The 22,713-nt window shown below is 69.7% G+C and carries 22 protein-coding genes; 10 read left to right on the top strand and 12 right to left on the bottom strand.

All coding sequences use genetic code 11. The features are described from left to right. From ABZV44_RS17575 to ABZV44_RS17565, 3 genes are all read right to left on the bottom strand, one after another. Window positions 1–1,431: DUF222 domain-containing protein (locus tag ABZV44_RS17575; protein WP_354837182.1), on the bottom strand; the 1,431-nt coding region annotated here is incomplete at its 3' end. A 23-nt stretch (window positions 1,432–1,454) separates the two neighbouring features. Then, the gene (locus tag ABZV44_RS17570; RefSeq protein ID WP_354837180.1) at window positions 1,455–2,651 is read right to left on the bottom strand and encodes an amidase family protein; all 1,197 of its coding nucleotides are present in this window, start codon (window positions 2,649–2,651) and stop codon (window positions 1,455–1,457) included. Continuing rightward, complete coding sequence (locus ABZV44_RS17565) at window positions 2,651–3,799, bottom strand: acetamidase/formamidase family protein (protein ID WP_354837178.1); 1,149 nt, start codon at window positions 3,797–3,799, stop codon at window positions 2,651–2,653. The genes ABZV44_RS17570 and ABZV44_RS17565 overlap by 1 nt, the downstream gene beginning before the upstream one ends. A gap of 149 nt (window positions 3,800–3,948) precedes the next feature. Here ABZV44_RS17565 and ABZV44_RS17560 point away from each other — a divergent pair, with 149 nt between their 5' ends. Next, complete coding sequence (locus ABZV44_RS17560) at window positions 3,949–4,644, top strand: GntR family transcriptional regulator (RefSeq protein ID WP_354837176.1); 696 nt, start codon at window positions 3,949–3,951, stop codon at window positions 4,642–4,644. A gap of 4 nt (window positions 4,645–4,648) precedes the next feature. Here ABZV44_RS17560 and ABZV44_RS17555 read toward each other — a convergent pair whose 3' ends face one another. Then, entirely contained in the window at window positions 4,649–5,632 is a 984-nt protein-coding gene (locus ABZV44_RS17555) for a helix-turn-helix domain-containing protein (RefSeq protein WP_354837174.1), read from the bottom strand. Between the two features lie 69 nt (window positions 5,633–5,701). Between ABZV44_RS17555 and ABZV44_RS17550 the strand changes: the two genes are divergently transcribed. Beyond that, window positions 5,702–6,670, top strand: coding sequence for an NADP-dependent oxidoreductase (locus tag ABZV44_RS17550; RefSeq protein WP_354837172.1), 969 nt, complete (start codon window positions 5,702–5,704; stop codon window positions 6,668–6,670). Between the two features lie 81 nt (window positions 6,671–6,751). Here the strand turns inward: ABZV44_RS17550 and ruvB are convergent, their stop codons facing one another. From ruvB to pdxT, 7 genes are all read right to left on the bottom strand, one after another. Then, a complete protein-coding gene (gene ruvB / locus ABZV44_RS17545) occupies window positions 6,752–7,840 on the bottom strand; it encodes a Holliday junction branch migration DNA helicase RuvB (RefSeq protein WP_354837170.1) in 1,089 nt (362 codons plus the stop codon). A 6-nt stretch (window positions 7,841–7,846) separates the two neighbouring features. Continuing rightward, window positions 7,847–8,452, bottom strand: a complete 606-nt coding sequence (gene ruvA, locus ABZV44_RS17540) for a Holliday junction branch migration protein RuvA (RefSeq protein WP_354837168.1) — start codon at window positions 8,450–8,452, stop codon at window positions 7,847–7,849. Continuing rightward, a complete protein-coding gene (ruvC, locus tag ABZV44_RS17535; RefSeq protein WP_354837553.1) occupies window positions 8,449–9,018 on the bottom strand; it encodes a crossover junction endodeoxyribonuclease RuvC in 570 nt (189 codons plus the stop codon). Before ruvC ends, ruvA begins: the two co-directional genes overlap by 4 nt. A gap of 113 nt (window positions 9,019–9,131) precedes the next feature. After that, complete coding sequence (locus tag ABZV44_RS17530; RefSeq protein WP_354837166.1) at window positions 9,132–9,578, bottom strand: hypothetical protein; 447 nt, start codon at window positions 9,576–9,578, stop codon at window positions 9,132–9,134. A 97-nt stretch (window positions 9,579–9,675) separates the two neighbouring features. Continuing rightward, a complete protein-coding gene (locus ABZV44_RS17525) occupies window positions 9,676–10,200 on the bottom strand; it encodes an O-acetyl-ADP-ribose deacetylase (RefSeq protein WP_354837164.1) in 525 nt (174 codons plus the stop codon). Window positions 10,201–10,295: 95 nt separating this feature from the next. Beyond that, the gene (locus ABZV44_RS17520) at window positions 10,296–11,048 is read right to left on the bottom strand and encodes a YebC/PmpR family DNA-binding transcriptional regulator (protein WP_354837162.1); all 753 of its coding nucleotides are present in this window, start codon (window positions 11,046–11,048) and stop codon (window positions 10,296–10,298) included. A 95-nt stretch (window positions 11,049–11,143) separates the two neighbouring features. After that, complete coding sequence (pdxT, locus tag ABZV44_RS17515) at window positions 11,144–11,767, bottom strand: pyridoxal 5'-phosphate synthase glutaminase subunit PdxT (protein ID WP_354837552.1); 624 nt, start codon at window positions 11,765–11,767, stop codon at window positions 11,144–11,146. Between the two features lie 208 nt (window positions 11,768–11,975). Here pdxT and ABZV44_RS17510 point away from each other — a divergent pair, with 208 nt between their 5' ends. Further along, complete coding sequence (locus ABZV44_RS17510) at window positions 11,976–13,667, top strand: APC family permease (protein ID WP_354837551.1); 1,692 nt, start codon at window positions 11,976–11,978, stop codon at window positions 13,665–13,667. An 82-nt stretch (window positions 13,668–13,749) separates the two neighbouring features. Here ABZV44_RS17510 and ABZV44_RS17505 read toward each other — a convergent pair whose 3' ends face one another. Then, window positions 13,750–14,601 (bottom strand): acyl-CoA thioesterase II, encoded by an 852-nt coding sequence (locus ABZV44_RS17505; RefSeq protein WP_354837160.1) that lies wholly within the window; start codon window positions 14,599–14,601, stop codon window positions 13,750–13,752. A gap of 89 nt (window positions 14,602–14,690) precedes the next feature. On the opposite strand from ABZV44_RS17505, the gene ABZV44_RS17500 reads away from it, so the two are divergent. The 7 genes from ABZV44_RS17500 (at window position 14,691) to ABZV44_RS17470 (ending at window position 22,705) form a co-directional block, all read left to right on the top strand. Further along, window positions 14,691–15,713, top strand: a complete 1,023-nt coding sequence (locus tag ABZV44_RS17500; RefSeq protein ID WP_354837158.1) for a CocE/NonD family hydrolase — start codon at window positions 14,691–14,693, stop codon at window positions 15,711–15,713. Between the two features lie 19 nt (window positions 15,714–15,732). Beyond that, on the top strand, window positions 15,733–16,935 hold the full coding sequence (locus ABZV44_RS17495; RefSeq protein WP_354837156.1) for a saccharopine dehydrogenase NADP-binding domain-containing protein: 1,203 nt from the start codon (window positions 15,733–15,735) through the stop codon (window positions 16,933–16,935). A gap of 84 nt (window positions 16,936–17,019) precedes the next feature. After that, window positions 17,020–17,841 carry a PaaX family transcriptional regulator C-terminal domain-containing protein gene (locus tag ABZV44_RS17490; protein ID WP_354837550.1) on the top strand — a complete coding sequence of 274 codons (822 nt, stop codon included), beginning with the start codon at window positions 17,020–17,022 and terminating at the stop codon, window positions 17,839–17,841. A 147-nt stretch (window positions 17,842–17,988) separates the two neighbouring features. Continuing rightward, window positions 17,989–18,243, top strand: coding sequence for a hypothetical protein (locus ABZV44_RS17485; RefSeq protein ID WP_354837154.1), 255 nt, complete (start codon window positions 17,989–17,991; stop codon window positions 18,241–18,243). After that, window positions 18,240–20,501: a tetratricopeptide repeat protein gene (locus ABZV44_RS17480; RefSeq protein ID WP_354837152.1), complete on the top strand. Its 2,262-nt coding sequence runs from the start codon at window positions 18,240–18,242 to the stop codon at window positions 20,499–20,501. The genes ABZV44_RS17485 and ABZV44_RS17480 overlap by 4 nt, the downstream gene beginning before the upstream one ends. 3 nt (window positions 20,502–20,504) lie before the next feature. Next, window positions 20,505–21,416, top strand: coding sequence for a protein phosphatase 2C domain-containing protein (locus tag ABZV44_RS17475; protein ID WP_354837150.1), 912 nt, complete (start codon window positions 20,505–20,507; stop codon window positions 21,414–21,416). Further along, window positions 21,413–22,705: a VWA domain-containing protein gene (locus tag ABZV44_RS17470; protein ID WP_354837148.1), complete on the top strand. Its 1,293-nt coding sequence runs from the start codon at window positions 21,413–21,415 to the stop codon at window positions 22,703–22,705. Before ABZV44_RS17475 ends, ABZV44_RS17470 begins: the two co-directional genes overlap by 4 nt. Window positions 22,706–22,713: the final 8 nt, after the last annotated feature.

The following is a 22,713-nucleotide window of genomic DNA, read 5'->3' as shown; positions in this document are numbered from 1 at the left end:
CCTCTGGCAACTGGAATCGATCGCAGTGGCGACCTGCTGGCCCACGTGATGTCTATCGTTCACCCGAGGAATGCCGGTGGGGTCGAGACGTTTCGGGGCAATCCACCCGGTCCTCCCCCGATACGGGGAATCCTTGCCCATGACAACGGTTTTCCAACCCTCGGCACTGTCATTCACGAGCGCGTGGCAGTGATCGCACACCAAGGTCAGGTTGGCCAGATCGGTGGGTCCGCCCTTGGCCCAGTCGGTGATGTGGTGCACCGCGCACATCGACGCGGGTGCATCGCATCCCGGGCGGGTACAGCCCTTGTCTCGGGCAACAAGGGCCAGGCGCTGGGCGGGAGTGGCCAGGCGCTGGCAGCGGCCCAGGTACAGCGGCAACCCGTCCGCGTCGAGGACCGCCAACACCGGGCGCGTGCCCTCGGCCAACTTCAACGCCTGATTGATCGAGACGTGCCCGCCGGAGGCGGTGGTCGCGACCCCGGCCCCACGCTCGAGGTCGGCGACGGACATGGTCAGGATGGCCTGCACCGGCAGGCCACGGTGCGAGCCGAGCTCGGCGGGGTCGACGCCGGGCTGCAGGAGCGCGAACAGGGCATCGTGGGTGCGCTGACCGGCGTCGCGGCGGTCGCGGCGGGCGGCGGCCTCGAGAACCTTCGAGTCGACGACCTTGACGGTGGCGGCAATGCTGTCGGTGTCGTCGATGTTGCACATGCCCGGACGCGCGAGTTTGGCGAAGACGGCATCGAGCAGGGCGCGCAGTTCGGGGGTGATCCAGCCCTCGATCCACGACATCCCATCCACCCCGGCACGACCCAGGACCAGGCCCCGGCGGCGACGGCGGTCGGCGTCGGAGACGACCTTCCCGTCCGGGTCGACCCGGGCGAGGATGTCACGACCGATCTTCGGCAGATCATCGGGCCAACCGACCCGGGAGTGATCGACCAGGATGTCCTCGGCCTCCGCCCGAGACTCGACGGGAATGTCGGCGGGCAGGTGGTGCATCACGTCGATGATGTTGCGGACATGATCACGCGAGATCGCACCTGCCTCAAAGGCTTCGGCAGTCGCGGCCAAGGTGGCCGGGCGCAGGTGTCCGGTGGGTTCGAAGAATTCGCCGCACTGGCGGGTGATCTTCACCCGCACCGACGCGTCGTACCTCGACAGCCCCAGTGTCTGCCGCAGGAACGGCACCACATCCTTCGCCCCGCTGCCCTCGGGCAGCGAACGATTGCAGGCTTCGATGATCAGGCGTGAATCCAGCGCCGACAGTTGCCTTTTGCAGGTTTCCAGGCGCTGCATCAGCTCCACGACATCACCGTCGGAGAACGGGTTCAGGTTTCCCTGCAGGACGGAATTCGACAGGGTTTCGACCGCGGCTGCCAGGTCGGCGATGCCGCATGTGTCGAGTGTTTCTCCCTTCGAATCCATGTGCCAATTCTACCGCCGCGTGATCATTGAGAGAACCCGAATTGTCCAGTATCCCTGGCCTTTTCGATTGAATTTCGAATGAGGGTTCGATCCATACCGGGCGCCCCAATCAAACACAGACCATTTGGAATTCCATCGATATCCGCCAGCGGTAAGGTGACGGCAGGTGCGCCTGCGATAGCGGCCAAACAGGTCAAATGCAGGGTACGCGTCCGGCCCGATTCCAACGCTTCGGCGCCGGCCGTCCGGGGCGGCGGCGGTGTGGCGGTGGTGGGCAATATCAGAATCCGGTCGCGCAGTGCGGCGCGGAGATGTTCGGCGGCTATGCGTAGCACTTCGCCGGCCTCCGCCGCTTGCGATGGAGTGATCGTCGACGCGAACCGGAAGCGCTGCGCCACTTCGGATTCGAGCGCTCCGGGATGCGCCTGGATCCAGGCTCCATGGTTGGACCAGGCTTCGAAGGCCTGGACGGTCCGGAACGCCGTGAACCACGATGCTGTGTCGGCGTTCAGATCTGCCTCGACGGCACCCATCCGCTTCGCGGCGGCGAGGCTCACGGCCGCCGGCTCGTCATCGGCGACAGCGCACACCCTCGGATCCACGATCAACTGTGCGTCGCCCGATTCCTGTTCGGGCAGCAGACATTCCGCGACGGCAGCCAAAGTGGGCGCGTCACGCGTCATCCATCCCACCGTGTCGAATGATTGCGCGAGCGGCAGCACTCCCGTGGTAGGTATCGCGCCGTGCGAGGTACGGATTCCCCACAACCGCTGATAAGCGGCCGGAACCCGGATCGACCCGGCCGTATCCGTGCCGAGCCCGATGGTGACCGCGCCGCTCGCCACGGCGACCGCGGAGCCGCTCGACGATCCACCCGGAACCCGTTGTGGAGCAGCGGGATTCACCGGCATTCCATAGCGTCCGTTGCCGCCGGTGATGCTGTAGGCGAATTCGTCGGTCTGCGCGATACCGGTGATGTCGGCACCGGCCGCGAGCAGGCGGGCCACCACGGGTGCGTGGGTCGGCGCGGGCGCGCCGAGATAGTCCGGAACTCCTCCGCCGAGTGGAAATCCGGCGACGGAGTAGAGATCCTTCACTGCCACGGTGTGCCCGCTGAGAACACCGGCACCAGTGGCGCGGACCAGCGGTGCCCCCAGTTCACGCCATACCCGCCGATCGAAATCCGTTGCCCGATCGGGGATCTGCTTCACGATCGTCATCAGGCCCGCTCGAGGACGCGCCGGGCCAGTTCGGTCGCGGCGTGGTGGGCGAAGTCGGCGACCCGTATCTCACCGTGCACCCCGCGCACCTGGTCCACCGCCTGTGAGATGGTGAAATCCGCCGCGGCGCTGAGATACAGGTACGCCTGCCGCGGGTCGGCGTCGAACAGCGAGACCACCAGTTCCACCGCATTGCGGACGCAGACCTCGAGCGCCCGGTTCAGGTCCTCGTCCAAGCCGGTCGGGATGACCAGCCCGTGTGCGGCGGCGAACGGCCCGATCGTCCGGCGCAGTCCGGCCGCGACCTGCGCGCCCGGAATCACGTCGACCGTCAGTCGCGCCCGCAGTGGCGCTTCCAGCGCGGTCAGTGCCACCTCGCCGTTTCCCTGGGCGAAGTGCGGGTCGCCGATATAGAACAGCGCGTCCGGAACCTGAACCGGCAGGAACAGTGTCGCGCCGGCCGTCAGGCGGCGGAGGTCGATATTGCCGCCGTGCAGCCCCGGCGGCACCGACGACACCCTGCTGCCGGTGTCGGTCGCGACCCCCATGATCCCCAGGAACGGATGCAGCGGAAAACTGGCCCGCTGCGGCCGATCCGGATGCAGGGGCATGGCGCCGAACCACCTCCCCTCCCGGGATTCCACCGCACAGAACTGCCCGTAGTTCCCGTCGAATCCGCGCCGATGGGCCAGGACGCCGCGCGCGTGCCGCGTGGAGACGACGCCGTAGGGTGCGCGCATGGTCAGCTCGTCGATGCGGATGGCGAGCAGGTCGCCCGGCTGGGCGCCCGTCACCGCGATCGGCCCGGTAACGATGTGCGGCCCGGCCAGCGAGTCACGGTTCCTGGTCGCGGCGACGTCGACGGCGTCTGCCAGCACCTGGTCGCGTTCGACGCCGTTCCGCCCGAAATACCCGACGGGATCGGAGCCCTGGTCGTCGAGAATCCCTTCGTGGCTGACGGTGTCGACCACGATGCTGCGTCCCGGCTCGACGGCCGCGATCGGCCGGTCCCGCGCACACGGCAGTCTGCCCCACAGCACCGCCGACGGATCGACCGGCAGATAACCGGTCTCCGAGCCGATCCCCTCACCCGATTGCAGGACCGGAAACGCCGGGATGAACTCCCGCACGATCGACGTCACGCTCACTACCTCTCCTACCCGACCGAATTGGTCGGACCATCCGATGTGCCGACCATAAGCCGGGCGAACGGGCGGTGACGGCGCTCGAAACCGAACGTAACTGGCGTTTTACCTGACCGAAATGGCCTGGCCGGGAACGGATTTAAACTCGGGCGATGACAGCATCGATTCCCCCGCTGCGCCGGCGCGCGCGCAGCGTCAGCGCGGAGGTCGCCGCGCATCTGGAGGCGCTGATCACCAATGGCGAGTTGCGGGCCGGGGATCGGCTGCCGTCGGAACGCGAGCTGGCCGCGAATATGAACGTGTCGCGATCATCCTTGCGCCAGGCCATGTTCGAGCTGGAATCCAAGCAGCTCATCGAACGCCGTCAGGGCCGCGGCAGCACCGTCACCGAAACCCCGCGGCACGCGGACGCGCTGACGGAGGGCCTGCGGGCGCTGGATATCGAGCTCGGCCACGCCATCGAATTGCGTGATCTGGTGGAACCGCGCATCGCGGAGCTGGCCGCCCTGCGTGCGCTGGACTCGAACCTGCTGTCCCTCGACGACGTCCTGACCCGTTCCAGCGACACCCTCTCCCCCGCCGAATCCCTCCGGCTCGACATCGAATTCCACACGCTGCTGGCGCACGCGGCGCAGAATCCGCTCCTGGTGACGCTGTGCACCATGACCACCGAGTGGACCAGGAGCACCCGCACGCTCTCCCACCGCTCACGTCACGCCCGCCGCCTGTCGCTCGAGGGCCATCACCGGATCTACGAGGCCGTCGCGGCCCATGACAGCGCGGCCGCGGCCGCCGCCATGGAGCGGCACCTGCGGGAGGTACGCGAACTCAGCATCGCACCGCGCTGAGCGCTCAGGCGCGCATCGCGCCGACCGCCACCTCGGTCCGGAAGGTGCGCCGATAGGCCAGTGGCGACACACCGATCGCCTCGTGCAGGTGCTGGCGCAGGGAGGCTCCGGTGGCGAAGCCGACCTCCCCGGCGATCCGATCCACGGAAAGCTCTGTGGTCTCCAGCAATTCGCGGGCGCGGAACACCCGCTGCTGAATCAGCCACCGTCCCGGGCTCATCCCGACCTCGTCGCGGAACCGGCGGGCGAAGGTGCGGCCGCTCATGCGCGCTCGATCCGCGAGGTCGGCCATGGTCAGCGGCCGGTCCAGATTCTCGAGCGCCCACTGGCGAGCGATGGCCGTGCCCGCGGCGTTCGGCGGGGGCACCGGCTGCTCGATGAACTGGGCCTGGCCGCCTTCGCGCCAGGGCGGGACGACACAGCGGCGGGCCACCATATTGGCGACCTCGCTGCCGTGGTCGGCGCGAATCAGGTGCAGGCACAGGTCGACTCCGGCGGTGGCGCCGGCGGAGGTGAGGATGTCGCCGTCGTCGACGTAGAGGACGTTCGGGTCGACGTGGACCCGCGGGAAGGTCCGCCGGAACCGGTCGGCGAAGTTCCAGTGGGTGGTGGCGGGCCGATCGTCGAGCAGGCCCGCGGCGGCGACCACGATCGCTCCCGTGCAGATGGAGACCAGCCGCACACCACGACGGATGGAGGCCAGCGCGTCCGAAACCGCCTGCGGCAGGCCATTCTCCAGGATCGGCGCGACATCGCACGGCGGAATCACCACGGTGTCGGCGGTTTCCAGCCGGCTCGCGTCGTGCGCGACCGCGATGTCGAAGTCGGAACCGCTGCGCACCGGCCGCCCGTCCAGCGAGCAGGTGATCACCTCGTACCGCCCATCGGCCGTGCCGAACACCCGATTCGGGATGCCGAGCTCGAACGGGTAGACCCCGTCGAGTGCCAGGACGACGACCCGGTGCGGTTGCGCCTTCTCCGACTGCATGGCACGAATCTATCGAATATTGGCAATCGTGCCATTTCCTCCCCGCTGACCCGGCGGCAAGCTGGAGGCATGAGCGAGAAGGAGATCACCATCCCCACCACCATGAAGGCCATCCGCCAGGACATCCTCGGCGGTCCCGAGGTCCTGCACGAGGTGGAAATGCCGGTGCCGCAGCCCGGTCCGAGCGAGATCCTGGTGCGGGTGCGCGCCACGGCCCTCAACCCGACCGACTGGGGCCACCGCCGTCGCGCGGGCCTGTTCCTACCCCCGCCCCCGTTCGTGCTGGGCTGGGACGTCTCCGGCGAGGTGGTGGCGACCGGGATCGGCGTCACCCTGTTCAAGCCCGGCGACGAGGTGTTCGGCATGCTCCCCTACCCGCACGGGCACGGCGCGGCCGCCGAATACGTCACCGGGCCGGCCCGGGCCTTCGCCCGCAAGCCCGCCAATCTCGACCACGCGCAGTCCGCCGCCATCCCGCTGGCCGCCCTGACCGCCTACCAGGCGCTGGTCGACACCGCGAATGTGCAGGCCGGGCAGCGAGTTCTGATCCACGCCGCCGCCGGCGGGGTGGGGCACTTCGCGGTGCAGATCGCCAAGGCGCGCGGCGCGTACGTGATCGGCACCGCCAGCGCCGCCAACCACGATTTCCTGCGCGGCATCGGCGTCGACGAGGTGATCGATTACCGCACCACCGATTTCGCGGACACGGTCCACGACATCGATATGGTCCTCGACCCCATCGATGCCGACCACGCCCAGCGCTCCCTGCGCACCCTGCGGCCCGGCGGCATTCTGGTTTCCCTGCGCGCCAATGGTGGTGACCACTACAAGGCCGATGCCGAGCAGCTCGGCGTGCGTGCCGAAATCCTGCTCGTCGAGGCCGATCACACCGGGATGGAGGCGCTGCGCGAGCTCGCCGAATCCGGCGCGCTGCGCCCCACCATCGCGGGGTCGTTCCCGCTCGCCGACGCGGCCAAGGCCCATGCTCTCGGCGAGACCGGCCGCACCGTCGGAAAGCTCGTCCTCACCGTCGGGTGAAGTAGCAATGGAACCGCACCGCCCGCCGGAGAACGGCAAGCGGCGCGGTTCCATTCACGGAAGTTCGCACCCGTGAACGGTTTACGGCTCGAACAGATCCAGCTGGGGCTCGTGACGCCGCACTTCGATCGATCCGAAAACCAGGTCCGGCGGCGGGACCAAGCCGAGGTGCTCCCACGCCGCCGCTGTCGCGATGCGGCCGCGGGGCGTGCGGGCCACCAATCCGGCCCGTACCAGGAAGGGTTCACACACCTCCTCGACCGTGGCCGCTTCCTCGCCGACCGCGACGGCGAGGGTGGAGACCCCGACCGGGCCGCCGTTGAAGCTGCGGATCAGCGCGCTCAGCACCGCGCGGTCGAGGCGGTCCAGCCCCAGTGCGTCCACGTCGTACACCGCCAGTGCGGCACAGGCGATTTCACGCGTGACAAGTCCGTCGGCCTTGACCTCGGCATAATCGCGGACGCGCCGGAGCAGCCGGTTCGCGATGCGGGGCGTGCCACGGGAGCGGCCCGCGATCTCGGCCGCCGCGTCGGACTCCAAGCGCACGCCCAGGATTCGGGCCGAGCGTTCCAGAATCTTCTGCAGCTCTTCGGGTTCGTAGAAGTCCATATGGCCGGTGAAGCCGAAGCGGTCGCGCAGCGGGCCGGTCAGGGCACCTGATCGAGTGGTCGCGCCGACCAGCGTGAAAGGCGCGATATCGAGTGGAATCGACGTCGCGCCAGGGCCTTTGCCGACCACCACGTCGACGCGGAAGTCCTCCATGGCCAGGTACAGCATTTCCTCGGCCGGCCGCGCCATGCGGTGGATCTCGTCGATGAACAGCACATCACCCTCGACCAGATTGCTGAGCATGGCGGCCAGGTCGCCCGCGCGTTCCAGCGCCGGGCCGGAGGTGAGCCGCAGCGCGGTGCCCAGTTCGCCGGCGATGATCATGGCCATACTCGTCTTGCCCAGCCCGGGCGGGCCGGACAGCAGCACGTGGTCGGGGGTGCCGCCGCGCAGTTTCGCCCCGCGCAGCACCAGCGCCAGCTGTTCACGTACCCGCGGCTGGCCGATGAAGTCGTCGAGGGACTTCGGGCGCAGGCTGGCCTCGATCTCGCCGTCGGATTGCAGATAGCTTGCGCTGACGGCGGATTCGGTGTCGTCGATATCGTCGAACTCGTCGGTCATGACGGCCTATCGATTCTTGCCCAGCAGCCCGAGCGCCGTGCGCAGCGCCTGCGAGGTGCCGATGCCGGGGTCGTCGGCCAGCACGGCGTCCACCGCACCCTCCGCCTGCCGGGCCGGGAAGCCCAGCCCGATGAGCGCGTCCACCACCTGCTCGCGCACCGGGGTGGCCACGGGCGCGGGCCCGGATCCGGGCGGGCCGGACTGCACCGGAACCAGATTCACCTTGTCCCGCAGCTCGACCACCATGCGTTCGGCGCCGCGCTTGCCGACACCCGGGACCCGGGTCAGCGCCGCCACATTCGATTCCGCGAGCGCCTTGCGCAGCGCCTCGGGTTCGAGCACCGCGAGCACGGCCATGGCCAGCTTCGGGCCCACCCCCGACACGGTCTGCAACAGCACGAACAGCTCCCGCGTCTCGGTGTCGGCGAAGCCGAACAGCGTCATGGAGTCCTCACGCACGATCATGGTCGTGTAGAGCCGGGCGTCCTCGCCGCGGGTGAGCCCGGCCAGGGTGACCGGGGTGGCATTGAGCCGGTAGCCGACTCCCGCCGCCTCGATGACCACATGGTCGAGCCCGATCTCGAGTACCTCGCCGCGTACCGACGCGATCACCGCGTTACCGCCTTCCGTTGCTGGGCAAGCCTTTCCTCGTACATGCGCCGTTGCCGCTCGGCCATCGCCTCCGCCTTGGCCATGCGTTCCAGCATGGGTGCGCGCCAGCAGTGGCAGATCGCCAGGGCGAGCGCGTCGGCGGCGTCGGCGGGCTTGGGCGCGACGGCCAGCCCGAGGATACGGGTCACCATGGCGGTCACTTGCGCCTTGTCCGCCGAACCATTGCCGGTGACGGCCGCCTTCACCTGAGACGGCGTGTGGAAGTGCACCGGGATCTGCCGCCGGGCGGCCGCGAGCGCGATGACGCCACCCGCCTGCGCGGTGGCCATGGCGGTGCGCACATTGTGCTGGGAGAAGACGCGTTCGATGGCCACGGCCTCGGGCTCATGGGTGTCCATCCAGGCCTCGGCGGCGTCGGCGACCAGCAGAAGCCGTTGCGCCAGCTCCATTTCCGGCGGGGTGCGCACCACGTCGACGGCGAGCATCGAGACCTGCCGGCCCATGCTGCCGACGACCATGCTGATGCCGCACCGGGTGAGCCCGGGGTCGACGCCCATCACCCGCACCGAAACCCCTCTCACCATGAACGAACAACTGTTCGAGAGTCTAACGGACCCTCGCGGCGACATTGTCCATCGACACGGCCGGTCGCGGTGCGGGCTCGGGTGATCCGCCGGAATCAGGAGCCGCTGGGCGCCGGGGCGCCGGGGCGCCGGCGGCCGCTGTTGTCGACCACGGCACTCAGGTAGTCGATGCCCGTCAGGTAACTGGGCTCGAACCTGTCGGGCTCCTTCTCCATCGGAGGCGAGTTCCAGGTGCCGTCCGGGTTCATCGAAGGCGTGCCGGGGCGGAATCCGCCGGACACCCAGCGGCCGGTGCACCCCACCTGTGTCTGTTCAGTGGTGTGGCTGTTCACCCAGACCGACGTCTCGTACCCGTCACCGAATCCCGAGCAGTGCACCCGCACCTGGATGCGATAGATGTCGTCGGTGTCGTTGCGGCAGCTGCGATCACTGCACGAAACCCCCTCGGCCAGATCCGTCGCGAATGCCGCCGGGGCCAGGGCGCCAGCCGCGGCGGTGATCAGGGCCGCGGCGCCCAGACCGACCAGCAACCGTTGAGCCATGTGTGAATCAACTCCTATCAACTGTGACCCGACCCGGGATTCAGCTTGCCGCACAGGAGGTTTCACGCCTATCGGGGTAAACCCGGAATTCGCCCGCTCACCCACCCTGATGCGCGGCGAGCGCCGCGGCGAAGATTCCGAACGCCTCGTCGCCGAAGAGGACGAACCGCACCTCCCGCACCCGGGTCTCGGCGCCCCGCACGGTCTCCACGGCAATGCGGGCGCCGTCGTCCATGGGCCAGCCGTACACGCCGGTGGAGATGGCCGGGAAAGCCACGGTGTCCGCGCCGAGTTCGTCTGCCACGCGCAGGGATTCGCGGTAGCAGGAGGCCAGCAGCGCGGAGCGGTCCTCGGTCACCGACCACACGGGGCCGACGGTGTGAATCACCCAGCGGGCGGGGAGGTTTCCGGCGGTGGTCGCGACCGCCTGCCCGGTCTTCAGGCCGCCGCCGTACCGGGAGGCCCGCAGTGCGCGGCAGGCGGCGAGGATCTCCGGTCCGCCCTTGCGGTGGATCGCCCCGTCCACTCCCCCGCCGCCCAGCAGGGAGGAATTCGCGGCGTTCACAATGACATCGACCTGCTGTTCGGTGATATCGCCTCGCACGGCGCGCAATTCGGGCACGCCGCGATTCTCGCATCCGGCACCCGTGGAGCCCGGGAAATACGACGCGGGCCGCCTCCCGGTTCGGGAAGCGGCCCGCGTCGTTCGGAGCTCGATCAGGCGTCGAGCTCGGCCAGCACCTCGTCGGACACGTCGATGTTGGTGAAGACGTTCTGCACGTCGTCGCTGTCTTCGAGCGCGTCGATCAGCTTGAACACCTTGCGCGCGGCGTCCGCGTCGACGGCCACCGACATCGACGGCTGGAAGCTCGACTCGGCGGAGTCGTAGTCGATTCCGGCCTGCTGCAGGGCGGTGCGCACGGCGATCAGGTCACCCGGCTCGGAGATGATCTCGAAGGCGTCGCCCAGGTCGTTGACCTCTTCGGCACCCGCGTCGAGCACCGCCATGAGCACGTCGTCCTCGGAGAGGCCGTTCTTCTCCAGGGTGATGAGGCCCTTGCGGTGGAACAGGTACGACACCGAACCCGGGTCGGCCATATTGCCGCCATTGCGGGTCATCGCCACACGCACCTCGCCGGCGGCGCGGTTGCGGTTGTCGGTGAGGCACTCGATCAGCACGGCGACACCATTGGGGCCGTAGCCCTCGTACATGATGGTCTGCCAGTCCGCGCCACCGGCCTCTTCACCACCGCCGCGCTTGCGGGCGCGCTCGATGTTGTCATTGGGGACCGACGACTTCTTCGCCTTCTGGATGGCGTCGTACAGAGTCGGGTTGCCGTCCGGGTCACTACCACCGGTGCGGGCCGCCACCTCGATGTTCTTGATCAACTTCGCGAAGAGCTTGCCGCGCTTCGCGTCGATCCCGGCCTTCTTGTGCTTGGTGGTGGCCCATTTTGAGTGGCCGCTCATTCCCTACTTCCTCGTTTCAGGGGGCGCTGTCGTTCAAGTCGCAAACTACCCGCCCCGGAGGACGGACAACTGCACCAGTCTACTCGAGTGCACTTTCAGACTCCGGCGCGCGGACGCACCACGGTGTCGACGAACAATTTGTGCACCCGCAGATCGCCGGTCACCTCCGGATGGAAGGAGGTGGCCATGACATTGCCCTGCCGCACCGCGACGATGCGCCCGGCCGCCGGGCCCGCGGGCACCCGCGCGAGCACCTCGACGCCGTCCCCGGCCCGCTCGACCCAGGGGGCGCGGATGAACACCGCGCGGACCGGGCCGTCGTCGAGGCCCGCGAAGTCCAGATCGGCCTCGAAGGAGTCGACCTGACGTCCGAAGGCATTGCGCCGCACGGTCATATCGATGCCGTGCAGCGGCTGCATGTCCGGGCGGGTGTCGAGGACCTCGGAGGCGAGCAGGATCATGCCGGCGCAGGAGCCGTAGGCGGGCAGGCCGTCGCGGAGTCGCTGCCTGACCGGTTCCAGCAGGTCGAAGACCTCGAGCAGCTTGCTGATGGTGGTGGATTCGCCACCGGGCAGCACCAGACCGTCGACGGCGGCCAGCTCGGATTCGCGGCGCACGGGCACCACATCCGCCCCGCACGCCTCGAGAGCATGCAGGTGTTCACGCACATCGCCCTGCAGCGCCAGCACACCAATCCTCGGTTTCACGCCGTCGAGCATACGGTTGCGGGGGTGTGTGGCCCTGCTCACCTACGGTGTCAGGGTTCCGTTAGGGCGGGTGTCCAACAGGCGTTTCGGGTGAACACTGCGGCATGTGACTGATTTGCTACCGCAAACCTCGCCCGGGCCGCGCGGCGGAGTCGACGCACCGCCGCCCCGGCACGGGCTGACCGTCGCGACCGGGCTGGCCGGGCTCTCGCTGGACGCCATGGCCTCGGTGGCCTACGGGCCGGAGGCGATCGTGCTGGTGCTGGCGGCCGCCGGGACGGCCGGGCTCGGCTTCACACTGCCGGTGACCCTGGCGATCGTGGTGCTGCTGGCCGTGCTCATCGCGTCCTACCGGCAGGTCATCGCCGCCTTCCCGAACGGCGGCGGCGCGTACGCGGTGGCCAAGGCCCGGCTGGGCCGGCGGACCAGTCTGGTGGCCGCGGCCTCGCTGATCGTGGACTACGTGCTGAATGTCGCGGTGTCGATCGCCGCGGGCGTGGCGGCACTGACCTCGGCGTTCCCGCAGCTGTTCCCCTACACGGTGTGGGTCTGCCTGGCCGTGCTGGCCGGGATCACCGTGCTCAATCTGTACGGCATCCGCGAGAGCGCCCGCGCCTTCATGGCCCCGACCGCGGTGTTCGTGCTCGGCATCTGCGCGGTGATCATCGCGGGCCTGCTGCGATCGGAACCGGCCACGGTCGCCACCGGCGCGGCGGTCGCGGAGAACGCACGCACCATCGGAATCCTGTTGCTGCTCAAGGCCTTCTCCAGTGGCTGCGCGGCCTTGACCGGCGTGGAGGCCATCGCCAACGCGGTGCCCAGTTTCGCCCGGCCCAAGGTCGAGCGCGCGCAGCGGGCCGAGGTGGCGCTGGGTGTGCTGCTGGGCCTCATGCTGCTCGGGCTGGCCACGCTGATCGGCAAGTTCTCGATCCACCCGATCGAGGGCACCACGATCCTGTCACAGCTGACCGAGTCGGCACTGGGCCACGGAATCGCCTACTACATCGTGCAATTCGCGACCGTGATCCTGCTGGCGCTGGCGGCCAACACCTCCTACGGCGGCCTGCCCACGCTGACCAAGATTCTCGCCGACGACAATTCGCTGCCGCACCGGTTCGCGGTGAGCTCGCAACGGCAGGTGTACCGGTTCGGCGTGCTGGCGCTGGGCGTGTCCTCGGCGGTGCTGCTGGCCGCGTCCCGCGGCGATATGAACGCGCTGGTGCCGCTGTTCGCGATCGGCGTGTTCGTGGGCTTCACCATCGCCCAGGTCGGCATGGTCCGGCACTGGCTGGACGTGCGCACGCCGGGCTGGCAGTGGCGGGCGGCGCTGAACGGCTTCGGCGCGGTGCTCACCTGCGTGGCGCTGATCGTCACCACCGCGATGAAATTCACCGAGGGCGCGTGGCTGATCGTGGTGGTGCTGCCGCTGCTGGTGGTGGCCATGGAGCGGATCCGCGCGATCTACACCCGCATCGACGGCTGCCGCGGCGCCGGCTGTGTGCCCGCCGAGCCGAAGGCCACCGAGACCGCGATCGTGGTGCCGGTGTCGGAGGTGTCGGAGCTGAGCCGCGAGGCGCTCTCGGCGGCCATGTCGCTGGGCCGCGACGTCACCGCGGTGCACGTCTGCCTGCCGGGCGAGAACATCACCGTCTTCACCAAGGAGTGGGAAGCCTGGCATCCGGATGTGCGCCTGGTGCTGCTAGAGGACGGTGATTCGACGGTCGGCGGCCCGGTGGCGCGCTATGTCGCCGATAACTTCACCGGCCGCCGCAAGGTGGTGGTGATCGCCGAGATCGAGCCGCCCGCCGGGTGGAACCACGTGCTGCCCAGCCATCGCAGTGACGAGCTGGAGCGGGTGCTGCGCAAAATGAACGACACGGTGGTGTGTCACCTGCGGGTGCAGACCGCCTGATCTCCGAAAACCTGGGCGCGCCGCCGGAATTCACCGGCGGCGCGCTCGATGTGTTTGCAGCTCGGACGGTTTCGGGTGCGGCTCAGGCCGTACCGGCCGGGTACGACTCGGCCTGCTCGTCACGGAAGGTACGGATCAGACCCTCCTGCACGACCACCGCCACCAGTTCCCCGGCCTGGTTCCAGATCCGCCCGCCGGTCAGCGCGCGGCCCGCACCCGCCGAGGGCGACTGCTGGTCGTAGAGCAGCCAGTCGTCGGCGCGGAACGGGCGCAGGAACCACATGGCGTGGTCGAGCGAGGCGTTCTGGGTGGGCTCGTCGGGGTGGATGACCTTGGACGAGCCGAGCAGGGTCATATCGCTCATGTACGCCAGGGTGCAGACGTGGAACAGCGGATCGTCGGGCAGCGCGTGCCGGTAGCGGAACCACACCTGCTGCTGGGCGGCGAGGCCGTCGCGGCGGTCCACCTCCTGCTGAGGGATGGTGCGAATGTCCCAGTGCTCCCATTCGCGCATGGCCCACAGCCGTTCCGGGCTCATGGACTCCTTGGCGTCGGGCAGCTCGGCCGGCGGCGGCACCGAGGGCATCCGGTCCTGATGCTCGGGTCCCGCGTCGCCGACGTGGAAGGAGGCCGACATGGTGAAGATGGCCTCGCCGTTCTGCACGCCGGTGACTCGGCGCGTGCAGAAGGAGCGGCCATCGCGGATGCGGTCCACCAGGTAGACGGTGGGTCGCTCCGGATTGCCCGGCCGCAGGAAATACCCGTGCAGTGAATGCACCTGATAGTGCGGATCCACCGTGCGTACCGCCGCCACCAGCGCCTGCCCCGCCACCTGCCCGCCGAATGTGCGTGGCAGCTGCGTCTTGGTGGACGCGCCACGGAAGATGTCGCGTTCGAGTTGCTCTATTTCGAGCGCCTCTTCGATCGTCGCCATGCACCCGTCCCTTCGCGTTTGTCGCGCTCAGGCTAACAACCGCGCAAATCTATCAATCACTACACGATCGTTTTTGCTACGATAGTTTTATGAGCTGGAAGCGCCGGACCCTCATCGCCGTGAGTTGTGTTGTCGCACTGGTGCTGTCGGCGGGCGGATGGGTGATCGTCCAGCACGACTTCGACATTCGCGCGGAGCGGGTCACCGTCACCGGGGGCGCTCAACCGCTGCAGGGCACGCTGGCGCTGCCGGAACGCGGGGACGGACCGTTCGGGCTGGTGGTTTTCGTGCACGGCGACGGCGCGGCCACCGCCGATCGCGACGAGTTCTACCGGCCGATCTGGGAGACCTTCGCGCGGGCCGGGTACGCGTCACTGGCGTGGGACAAGCCGGGTGTCAACGGCGCGCCGGGCAACTGGCTGGACCAGAGCATGCCGGATCGGGCCGCCGAGACCGAGGCCGCGATCGCGTGGGCACGCGGGCGTCCGGACATCGACGCGGGCCGCATCGGCCTGTGGGGCATCAGCCAGGCCGGGTGGGTCCTGCCCCAGGTGGCGGTCCGGCATCCGGAGCTGCGGTTCATGATCGCGGTCGGCACGGCCGTCAACTGGATCCGGCAGGGCGAGTACAACCTGCGCGCCGAACTGCGCGAACGGCACGCCTCCGACGACGAGATCGCCGCCGAGCTACGGCGACGCGAGAACGATCTGTCACTGCTGCGCGCGGGCGCGAGCTATGACCGATACCTCGCGGCCACCGCGGATTCCCCGCCCATGTCGGCGGACCGCTGGCGGTTCGTGGGCAAGAACTTCCGTTCCGATGCCACCGAAACCCTTGCGCAACTGCGGGTTCCGACGCTGCTGCTGCTCGGCGAGCACGACCTCAATGTCGATGTCGCCGAAACGGCGCGCGTGTACCGGGAATCGATACCCGCGAGCCTGCTCACCATCCGGACCTTCCCGGACGCCTCGCACAACATCGTGACGTTCGATCTCGACAAGCCCGACAGCCTGCGGTCCTTCCTGGTCGCGCTGTTCGCGCCCCGATCCCTCTATGCCCCGGGCTATCTCGACGCGCTGCGCGAGTACGCCGCCCAGCCGCCGAACCACTGATGCTGCACAGGAGTACGCCATGAAGGTCCTCGCTCTCGGCGCGGCGGGCGCGATGGGCGCCGCCGCCGTCGACACCGCCGCCCGGCTGCTGGGCGTCGAGCGGATCGTGATCGCCGATCGGGACGGGCAGGCCGCCGCGGCGGTGGCCCGGCGCTTCGCCGGCGCCCGGGTACCGGTGTCCGCGTGCCCCCTCGATGTCACCGACGCCCCCGCGTTGCGCGACGCGCTCATGCAGGTCGATCTGGTGCTCAATACCGTCGGCCCCTACTACCGATTCGGCCGCACCGTGCTGAGCGCCGCGATCGACACCGGCACGCACTATCTCGATATCTGCGACGACTGGGAGCCGACGGTCGACATGCTCGGGCTCGATGACCGGGCGCGGGCGGCCGGGGTGTGCGCGATCGTGGGAATGGGCGCCAGTCCCGGGATCAGCAATCTGCTGGCGGCGCTGGCGGCGGCCGAGCTCGACACCGTCCTGGACGCGTATACCGCGTGGCCGGTGGATGTTCCGGGCGCGGGCGGCGGTGCGGAGTCGCTGCTCGGCGACGAGCAGCCGACCGCGGCGGCCGTCCACTGGATGCAGCAGAGCAGCGGCACCATCTCGGCGGTGACGGCGGGCCGGGTGGTCGCACAGCGTCCCCTGCGCCCGGTCGAGCTCACCCTGCCCGGCGGGCGGCGCGGCACCGCGTACACCATCGGCCATCCCGAGCCGATCACCTTGCAGCGCAGCCTGAAACCGGTCGGCGACGCGGCCAATCTGATGGTGGTGACGCCGTCGACGCTGGCCTATCTGGAGATGCTGCGCCGCGATATCGACGCGGGCCGGCTCACCAATGAGGAGGCCGCGCAGGAGCTGGCGCGGCCGACGCTGGCGCGGATCGCCCGCTCGGTGCCGACGGCCCTGCGGACCCGGGGGCCGGGGAATCTGCCGCCGTTCTTCGCCGCCCTGTCGGGCCGGCGAGCCGGGCGCGAATATCGGGTGCTGGCACACCTGGACCCGTCGGTGGCCGGTGGCATCGATAAGCTGTTCGGCGATATGGCGCGGGCGACCGGGATGCCTTTGGCGCTGGGCATGTCCCAGGTCATCGACGGCTGCGCCCGCCGGCCGGGGGTGCATCCGCCGGAGGCGGTCATCGACGCGCCACGGTTCTTCGCGGATCTGGGCCGCGAATTCGGGGGCGGCTCACCGGTCGTCATCGAGCGGGAACCGGTCGGGTAGCACCGTGCATCGTGGAGTGAGGAGTACGCCGTGGACGATCTGATTCCGGCCACCGAGATTCCGACCCGGACGCTCGTGGAGAGCATGATCCGGGAGGACGCCACGATCGACGCCGGTGAGCTCTACGATGTCGCGGCCGTGCTCGGCATGAGCGATCAGCAGGTGCGGCTGTGTATCAAAAGGCTGGTGGCCGAGGGCCGATTCACGCACGAGGGGCGCGGGCGCAAGGCGGTGCTGCGCGCCACCGAGGACACCCGCGGGACCATCGAACCCGATCTGGAGTATCTGCGCTTCGCGTACGCCCAGGATCGCGGGGAGGTGCAGTGGGACGGCGTCTGGCATCTGGCGGCGTTCGCGGTGCCCGAGGCGAATCGGCAGGCGCGTGACGCCATGCGCGAGGACATCGTGTACCGCGGCGGCGCGCCGATCCAGGGCGGGCTGTATGTGTCGCCGCACGCGTGGGAGGACCGAATCCGTTCCCTGGCAAGCAAACTCGGCATCGACGGACAGCTCACCACGCTGTCGACCGGTGAGCTGTCGGTCGGGGGGATCACCGGGGGTGTCGAGCTCGCGGCGCGACTGTGGCCGTTGGACCGGCTGGCCGCCGGGCACGAGCGGCTGCTCGCCGCCGCCGAGCGCACCCTGCCGGCACTGCGCACCGCGGATCCGACCCGGCAGCTCTCGCTGGCAATCACGTTGGCGAGCGAGTTCGATCGTGCGGTCGTGTCCGATCCGCTGCTGCCGCCGGAACTGCTTCCCGAGCACTGGATCGGGGTGACCGCGCGGGCCGCCGTCGCGGAGTGCTGGGCGGAGCTGAACGCCGCTCCCCTGCCGCCGATTCGGCTGTTCCGCTGGTACGCGGAAGCGGTTGCCGAGATCACCGCCCCCACCGGCGCCCGGGATTAGACCGACAGCACATCATCCCCCGGCTCGGCCGCGACGGTGACCCGGAACCCGGAAAATCCTTACGGTTTGCTTACGCTCAGCGGTGGGAGCATGTGCTGACGGGCTCACGCCCGATGAGGGACATCGCTGAAACGGGGGGTGCCAGTGTTGGCAATAGCCGAGGTCGATCAGGCCTTGGCCGGGCTCGACGCCGACCATGGTGAAATCGCCGCGAATCTCGCTGAGCTGCAAGACGATCCGGGCGTCCGGTTTCTGGACGGGGTACCGCCGACGGGTGTGAGCGCCGCCCGCTACGGCCGTGCCTACGAGCTACTCCATTCCGCCCCTTGCGATCTCGCCGTCGCCACCCGCGCGGTGGCCGAGTTTCAGCGGGCTATCACCGAGAAGACGGCACGACCATGACCAACTGCCTGCGGCCGGATTGCGGCGGCACCATTCAGGACGGCTTCTGCGGCGAATGCGGGCTGGCGCCCGCCGCACCGGCACAGGACGTTTCGACACCGGTCCTCGCGGCCGCCTTCACCGGGGCCGCGCCGACGCCCGATGGGCATCCGGTTTCCCGGACCGGGGTGGGCGCGTCCCGCTCGGGCCGGCAGAGCCGCCGCGGCTCCAGCCGCTCCTCCTCCCGCTCGACTCGCACCGCGCGGTCCAGCCGGGGCCGCCTGGGCGCGGGCCTGGTGTCGATTCCGCAGGTGCCCTACCGGGATCCGTCCACGGCGGTCATGACCGATCCGCGGGTGCCCGAGCACGAACGCTTCTGCAGCAACTGCAATCAGCGCGTGGGCCGCGGCCGCGAGGGCGCGCCGGGCCGCACCGAGGGCTTCTGCCGCCAGTGCGGCACCGCTTACTCCTTCACCCCGAAGTTGACGGCCGGTGATCTGGTGGCCGGGCAGTACGAAGTGCTGGGCTGTCTGGCCCACGGCGGCCTGGGCTGGATCTATCTGGCCCGCGACCGCAATGTCAGCGACCGCTGGGTGGTGCTCAAGGGCCTGCTCGACACCGGTGACGCCGACGCTCTGGCGGCGGCGGTGGCCGAACGGCAGTTCCTGGCGGCGGTGGAGCACCCGAACATCGTCAAGATCTTCAACTTCGTCCGCCATCCCGACCCCCGCACGCAGGAGCCGGTCGGTTACATCGTCATGGAGTACATCGGCGGCGCATCGCTGAAAGAGCTTCGCTCCCAGCACGATCCGTCCGGACGGCTGCAGCCGCTGCCGCTGGCGCGGGGGCTGGCCTACATTCTCGAGATCCTGCCCGCGCTCGGCTACCTGCACGGCATGAATCTGCTGTACTGCGATTTCAAGCCCGACAATATGATTCAGACCGAGGAGCAGCTCAAGCTCATCGACCTCGGCGCGGTCCGGCACAGGGACGACGAGGACAGCGCCGGGTTCAAGACCGACGGCTACTGTGCGCCGGAGCTGGAAACCGAAGGCGCGTCGGTGGAGTCGGATCTGTTCACCGTGGCGCGGACACTGGCCGTGCTGACCTTCAACTTCGACTATCAGCGCGCCTACCGGTACACCCTGCCGCCCGCGACGGAGGTGCCGCTGCTGACGCAGTTCCCGTCGTTCCGGCGGCTGCTCGAGCGCGCCACCGCCGCCGACCCGAACGAGCGGTTCGGGTCCGCCTCGGAGATGGCCGAGCAGGTCACCGGCGTGCTGCGCGAGGTGGTGGCCGCCGAGGACGGGCAGCCGCGGCCGGCGCTGTCGACCGTGTTCGGCGGCGAGCGTGCGGTTTTCGGCGCCGACCCGCAGCGGTGGCCCGCAACTCCGGACCCGCTGGCCATCGTGGCGGCACTGCCGGTGCCCATGGTCGATCCGTCCGATCCCGCGGCGGGCTTCCTGGCCACCACCTCGATCGGTGATCCCCGGCAGCTGGTGACCGCGCTGGAGGCCGCACCGGTGTCCTCGCCGGAGGTGGCGCTGGCACTGGTCCGTGCTCGCATCGAGAGCGGCGACTTCGACACGGCCACCGCCGAACTCGCCGCACTCGAGGAGTCGGAGGACGCCGACTGGCGGATCACCTGGTATCGCGGGGCGACCGCCCTGGCCCGCGGCGACTGCACCGCCGCGCGCGAGCATTTCGACACCGTCTACGGCATGCTGCCCGGTGAGGCGGCGGCCAAGCTCGCGCTCGCGGCGGCCCGGGAGTGCGCGGGTGAGTTCGACGCCGCGTCGCGGCTGTACCTGCAGGTGTGGCGGACCGACCACGGATACCCCAGTGCCGCCTTCGGTCTGGCCCGCACCCGGCTGCAGGAGCGCGATATCGACGGCGCCATCGCCGCCGCGGAATCGGTGCCCGCCGGCTCCAGCCATCACACCGCCGCCCAGCTCGCCGCCTTCGGCGCGCAACTCGTGGGCGGGTCGGGCCGGCACGGATATCTCGTCGCCGCCGGCGATCGCCTCAGCGGCCTGCCCCTGGATCCGGAGCACAAGGCGTGGCGGAGCATTGCCGTCCTCGACGCCGCGCGGACCCTGGCGGCCGCACAGCCGGTCGAACCGGGCGCGGCCGTGCTGGGTTGCCGATTCGCCGATCGCGAGCTGCGGACCGCGCTGGAATCCCAGTTCCGGACGCTGGCGCGACTGGCCCCCGACAAGCTGACGCGGCGGGATCTGGTCAACCGCGCCAATGCCATTCGCCCCGTCAGCTGGGTGTGAGCCATGACGACGACACTCGAGGAGACAATTGACGTGTGCCCGGCGTGTGGAGCGCGATGCGCCGACGGCGACCGATTCTGCGAGGACTGCGGCGCATCGCTGACCGGTGAGATCACGCCGGCGGCCGTGCCCGCCCGGTGGCAGCTCGACCTCGGCACCCTCGCCGCGGTCACCGATCGCGGGAAGCGGCACGCGCACAACGAGGATGCGATGGCGCTGCGCGTCCTCGACGGCACCCGGATCCTGGTGGTGTGCGACGGGGTGTCCAGCTCCGAGCACGCCGCCGACGCCGCCCAGCGGGCCGCCGCCACCGCCGCGGACCGGCTGGCGGCCGAGCTCGGCGCGGGTCTCGGCGCGGAGGCGGCGACCCTGCTGGCCATCGGCGCGGCGGCCGAAGCCGTTGCGGCCCTGGGTGATCGGGGCGAGCTGACACCGTCCTGCACCATCGTGACCGCGGCGGTCACGGCGACCGCGGTCACCGTGGGGTCCATCGGCGACAGCCGCGCCTACTGGCTCACCGCCGACGCCGCGGCCACCCCGCCGCGCCGGTTGAGCATCGACGATTCGGTGGCGGCCGGGCTGGCGGATCTGGGCGTGGACGAGGTGACCGCCATGTCCATGCCCGACGCGCACACCCTCACCGCCTGGCTCGGGGCCGACGCGGACGGCGTCGAACCCCATCTGCGCACCTTCGTCCCGGACGGGCCGGGCGCGGTGCTGCTGTGCAGCGACGGACTGTGGAACAACTACCCCGACGCCGCCGCGCTCACCGCGCTCGCCCTGCCGTCCGCCCTGACCGAACCCCGCGCCGCGGCCCACCGGCTGGCCGATCTGGCGCTGGCCGCCGGTGGCGGCGACAACATCACCGTCGCCGTCGCACCGTTTCCCGCCCTTTCGAGGAATGACCGATCATGAACGACCCCTTGGGTTTCCGCATCGACACCTTCCAGAACGAGTACCTGCCCGCCGGTGCGACGCGGGTCGACGCGGTCGTGACAGTAGCCGCGACCGGCGGCGGCGCGATACCGGCCGGCGGCGGGGCGGCCGAGGTGATCATCGTCGACTGCTCGGGCAGCATGGACCACGCCTACGGCAAGCTGGCCGCCGCCAAGAACGCCACCGCCGCCGCCATCTCGGCGGTGCGCGACGGCGTGGACTTCGCCGTGGTGGCGGGCACCGACCAGGCGCGCATCGTGTACCCGGTCACGCCGTCGCTGATCACCGCCTCCCCCGGCAGCAAGGCCAATGCCATTGCGGCCGTGCAGAACCTGCGCGCCGGAGGCGGCACCGCGATCGGCACCTGGCTGCGGCTGGCGCGGCAGCTGTTCGGGGACCGGACCGGGCTGCGCCACGCCATTCTGCTCACCGACGGCCGTGACGAGCACGAGACGCCGCAGCAGCTCGACGCCGAGATCCAGGCCGGCACCGGGGTGTACGTGTGCGACTGCCGGGGCGTCGGCACCGATTGGGAGATCGCGGAACTGCGCAAGATCTCGAGCGCGCTGCTCGGCACCGTCGACATCGTCGCCGACGCCCGGGATCTGGTGGCCGACTTCCAGTCCATGACCACCGCAGCCATGGGCAAGTCGGTCGCCGATGTCGCGCTGCGGCTGTGGACCCCGCGCGGGGCCACCGTGAAATTCGTCAAGCAGGTCGCGCCGGAGCTGCTCGACCTGACCGGGCGGCGCACCGAAACCGGTACGCAGACCGGCGAATACCCGACCGGGTCCTGGGGTGGCGCGGAGAGCCGCGACTACCACATCTGCGTCGAGGTCGCGCCCGGCGGACTCGGCGATGTCATGCTCGCCGGGCGGGTCGCGCTGGTGCGCGGCAGCGGGGATCAGGCCGAGGTGCTCGGGCAGGGGCTGATCAAGGCCGTGTGGACCGACGACGTCGCCCAGTCCAGCAAGATCAGCCCGGAGGTGGCCCACTACACCGGGCAGGCCGAACTCGCCGGGGTCATCCAGGAGGGCCTCGCCGCGCGCCGCGACGGCGATCTCGACACGGCCACCAGGAAACTCGGGCGCGCGGTGCAGATCGCCGCGGTGTCCGGCAATACGGACACCGCCAAACTTCTGGAGGGCGTAGTCGACGTGCTCGATGCGCGGACCGGGACCGTTCGGCTGAAGTCCGCGGTGCGCAAGGCCGACGAGATGACCTTGGACACGCGGTCGACCAAGACCTCCCGCGTGCACAAGCGGTGAGGGGGACG

This window comes from Nocardia sp. NPDC004860, from assembly GCF_040609015.1.
Lineage (GTDB): Bacteria > Actinomycetota > Actinomycetes > Mycobacteriales > Mycobacteriaceae > Nocardia.
Note: the sequence above shows the minus strand (reverse complement) of the source record. Positions and strands in the feature narration are given on the sequence as shown.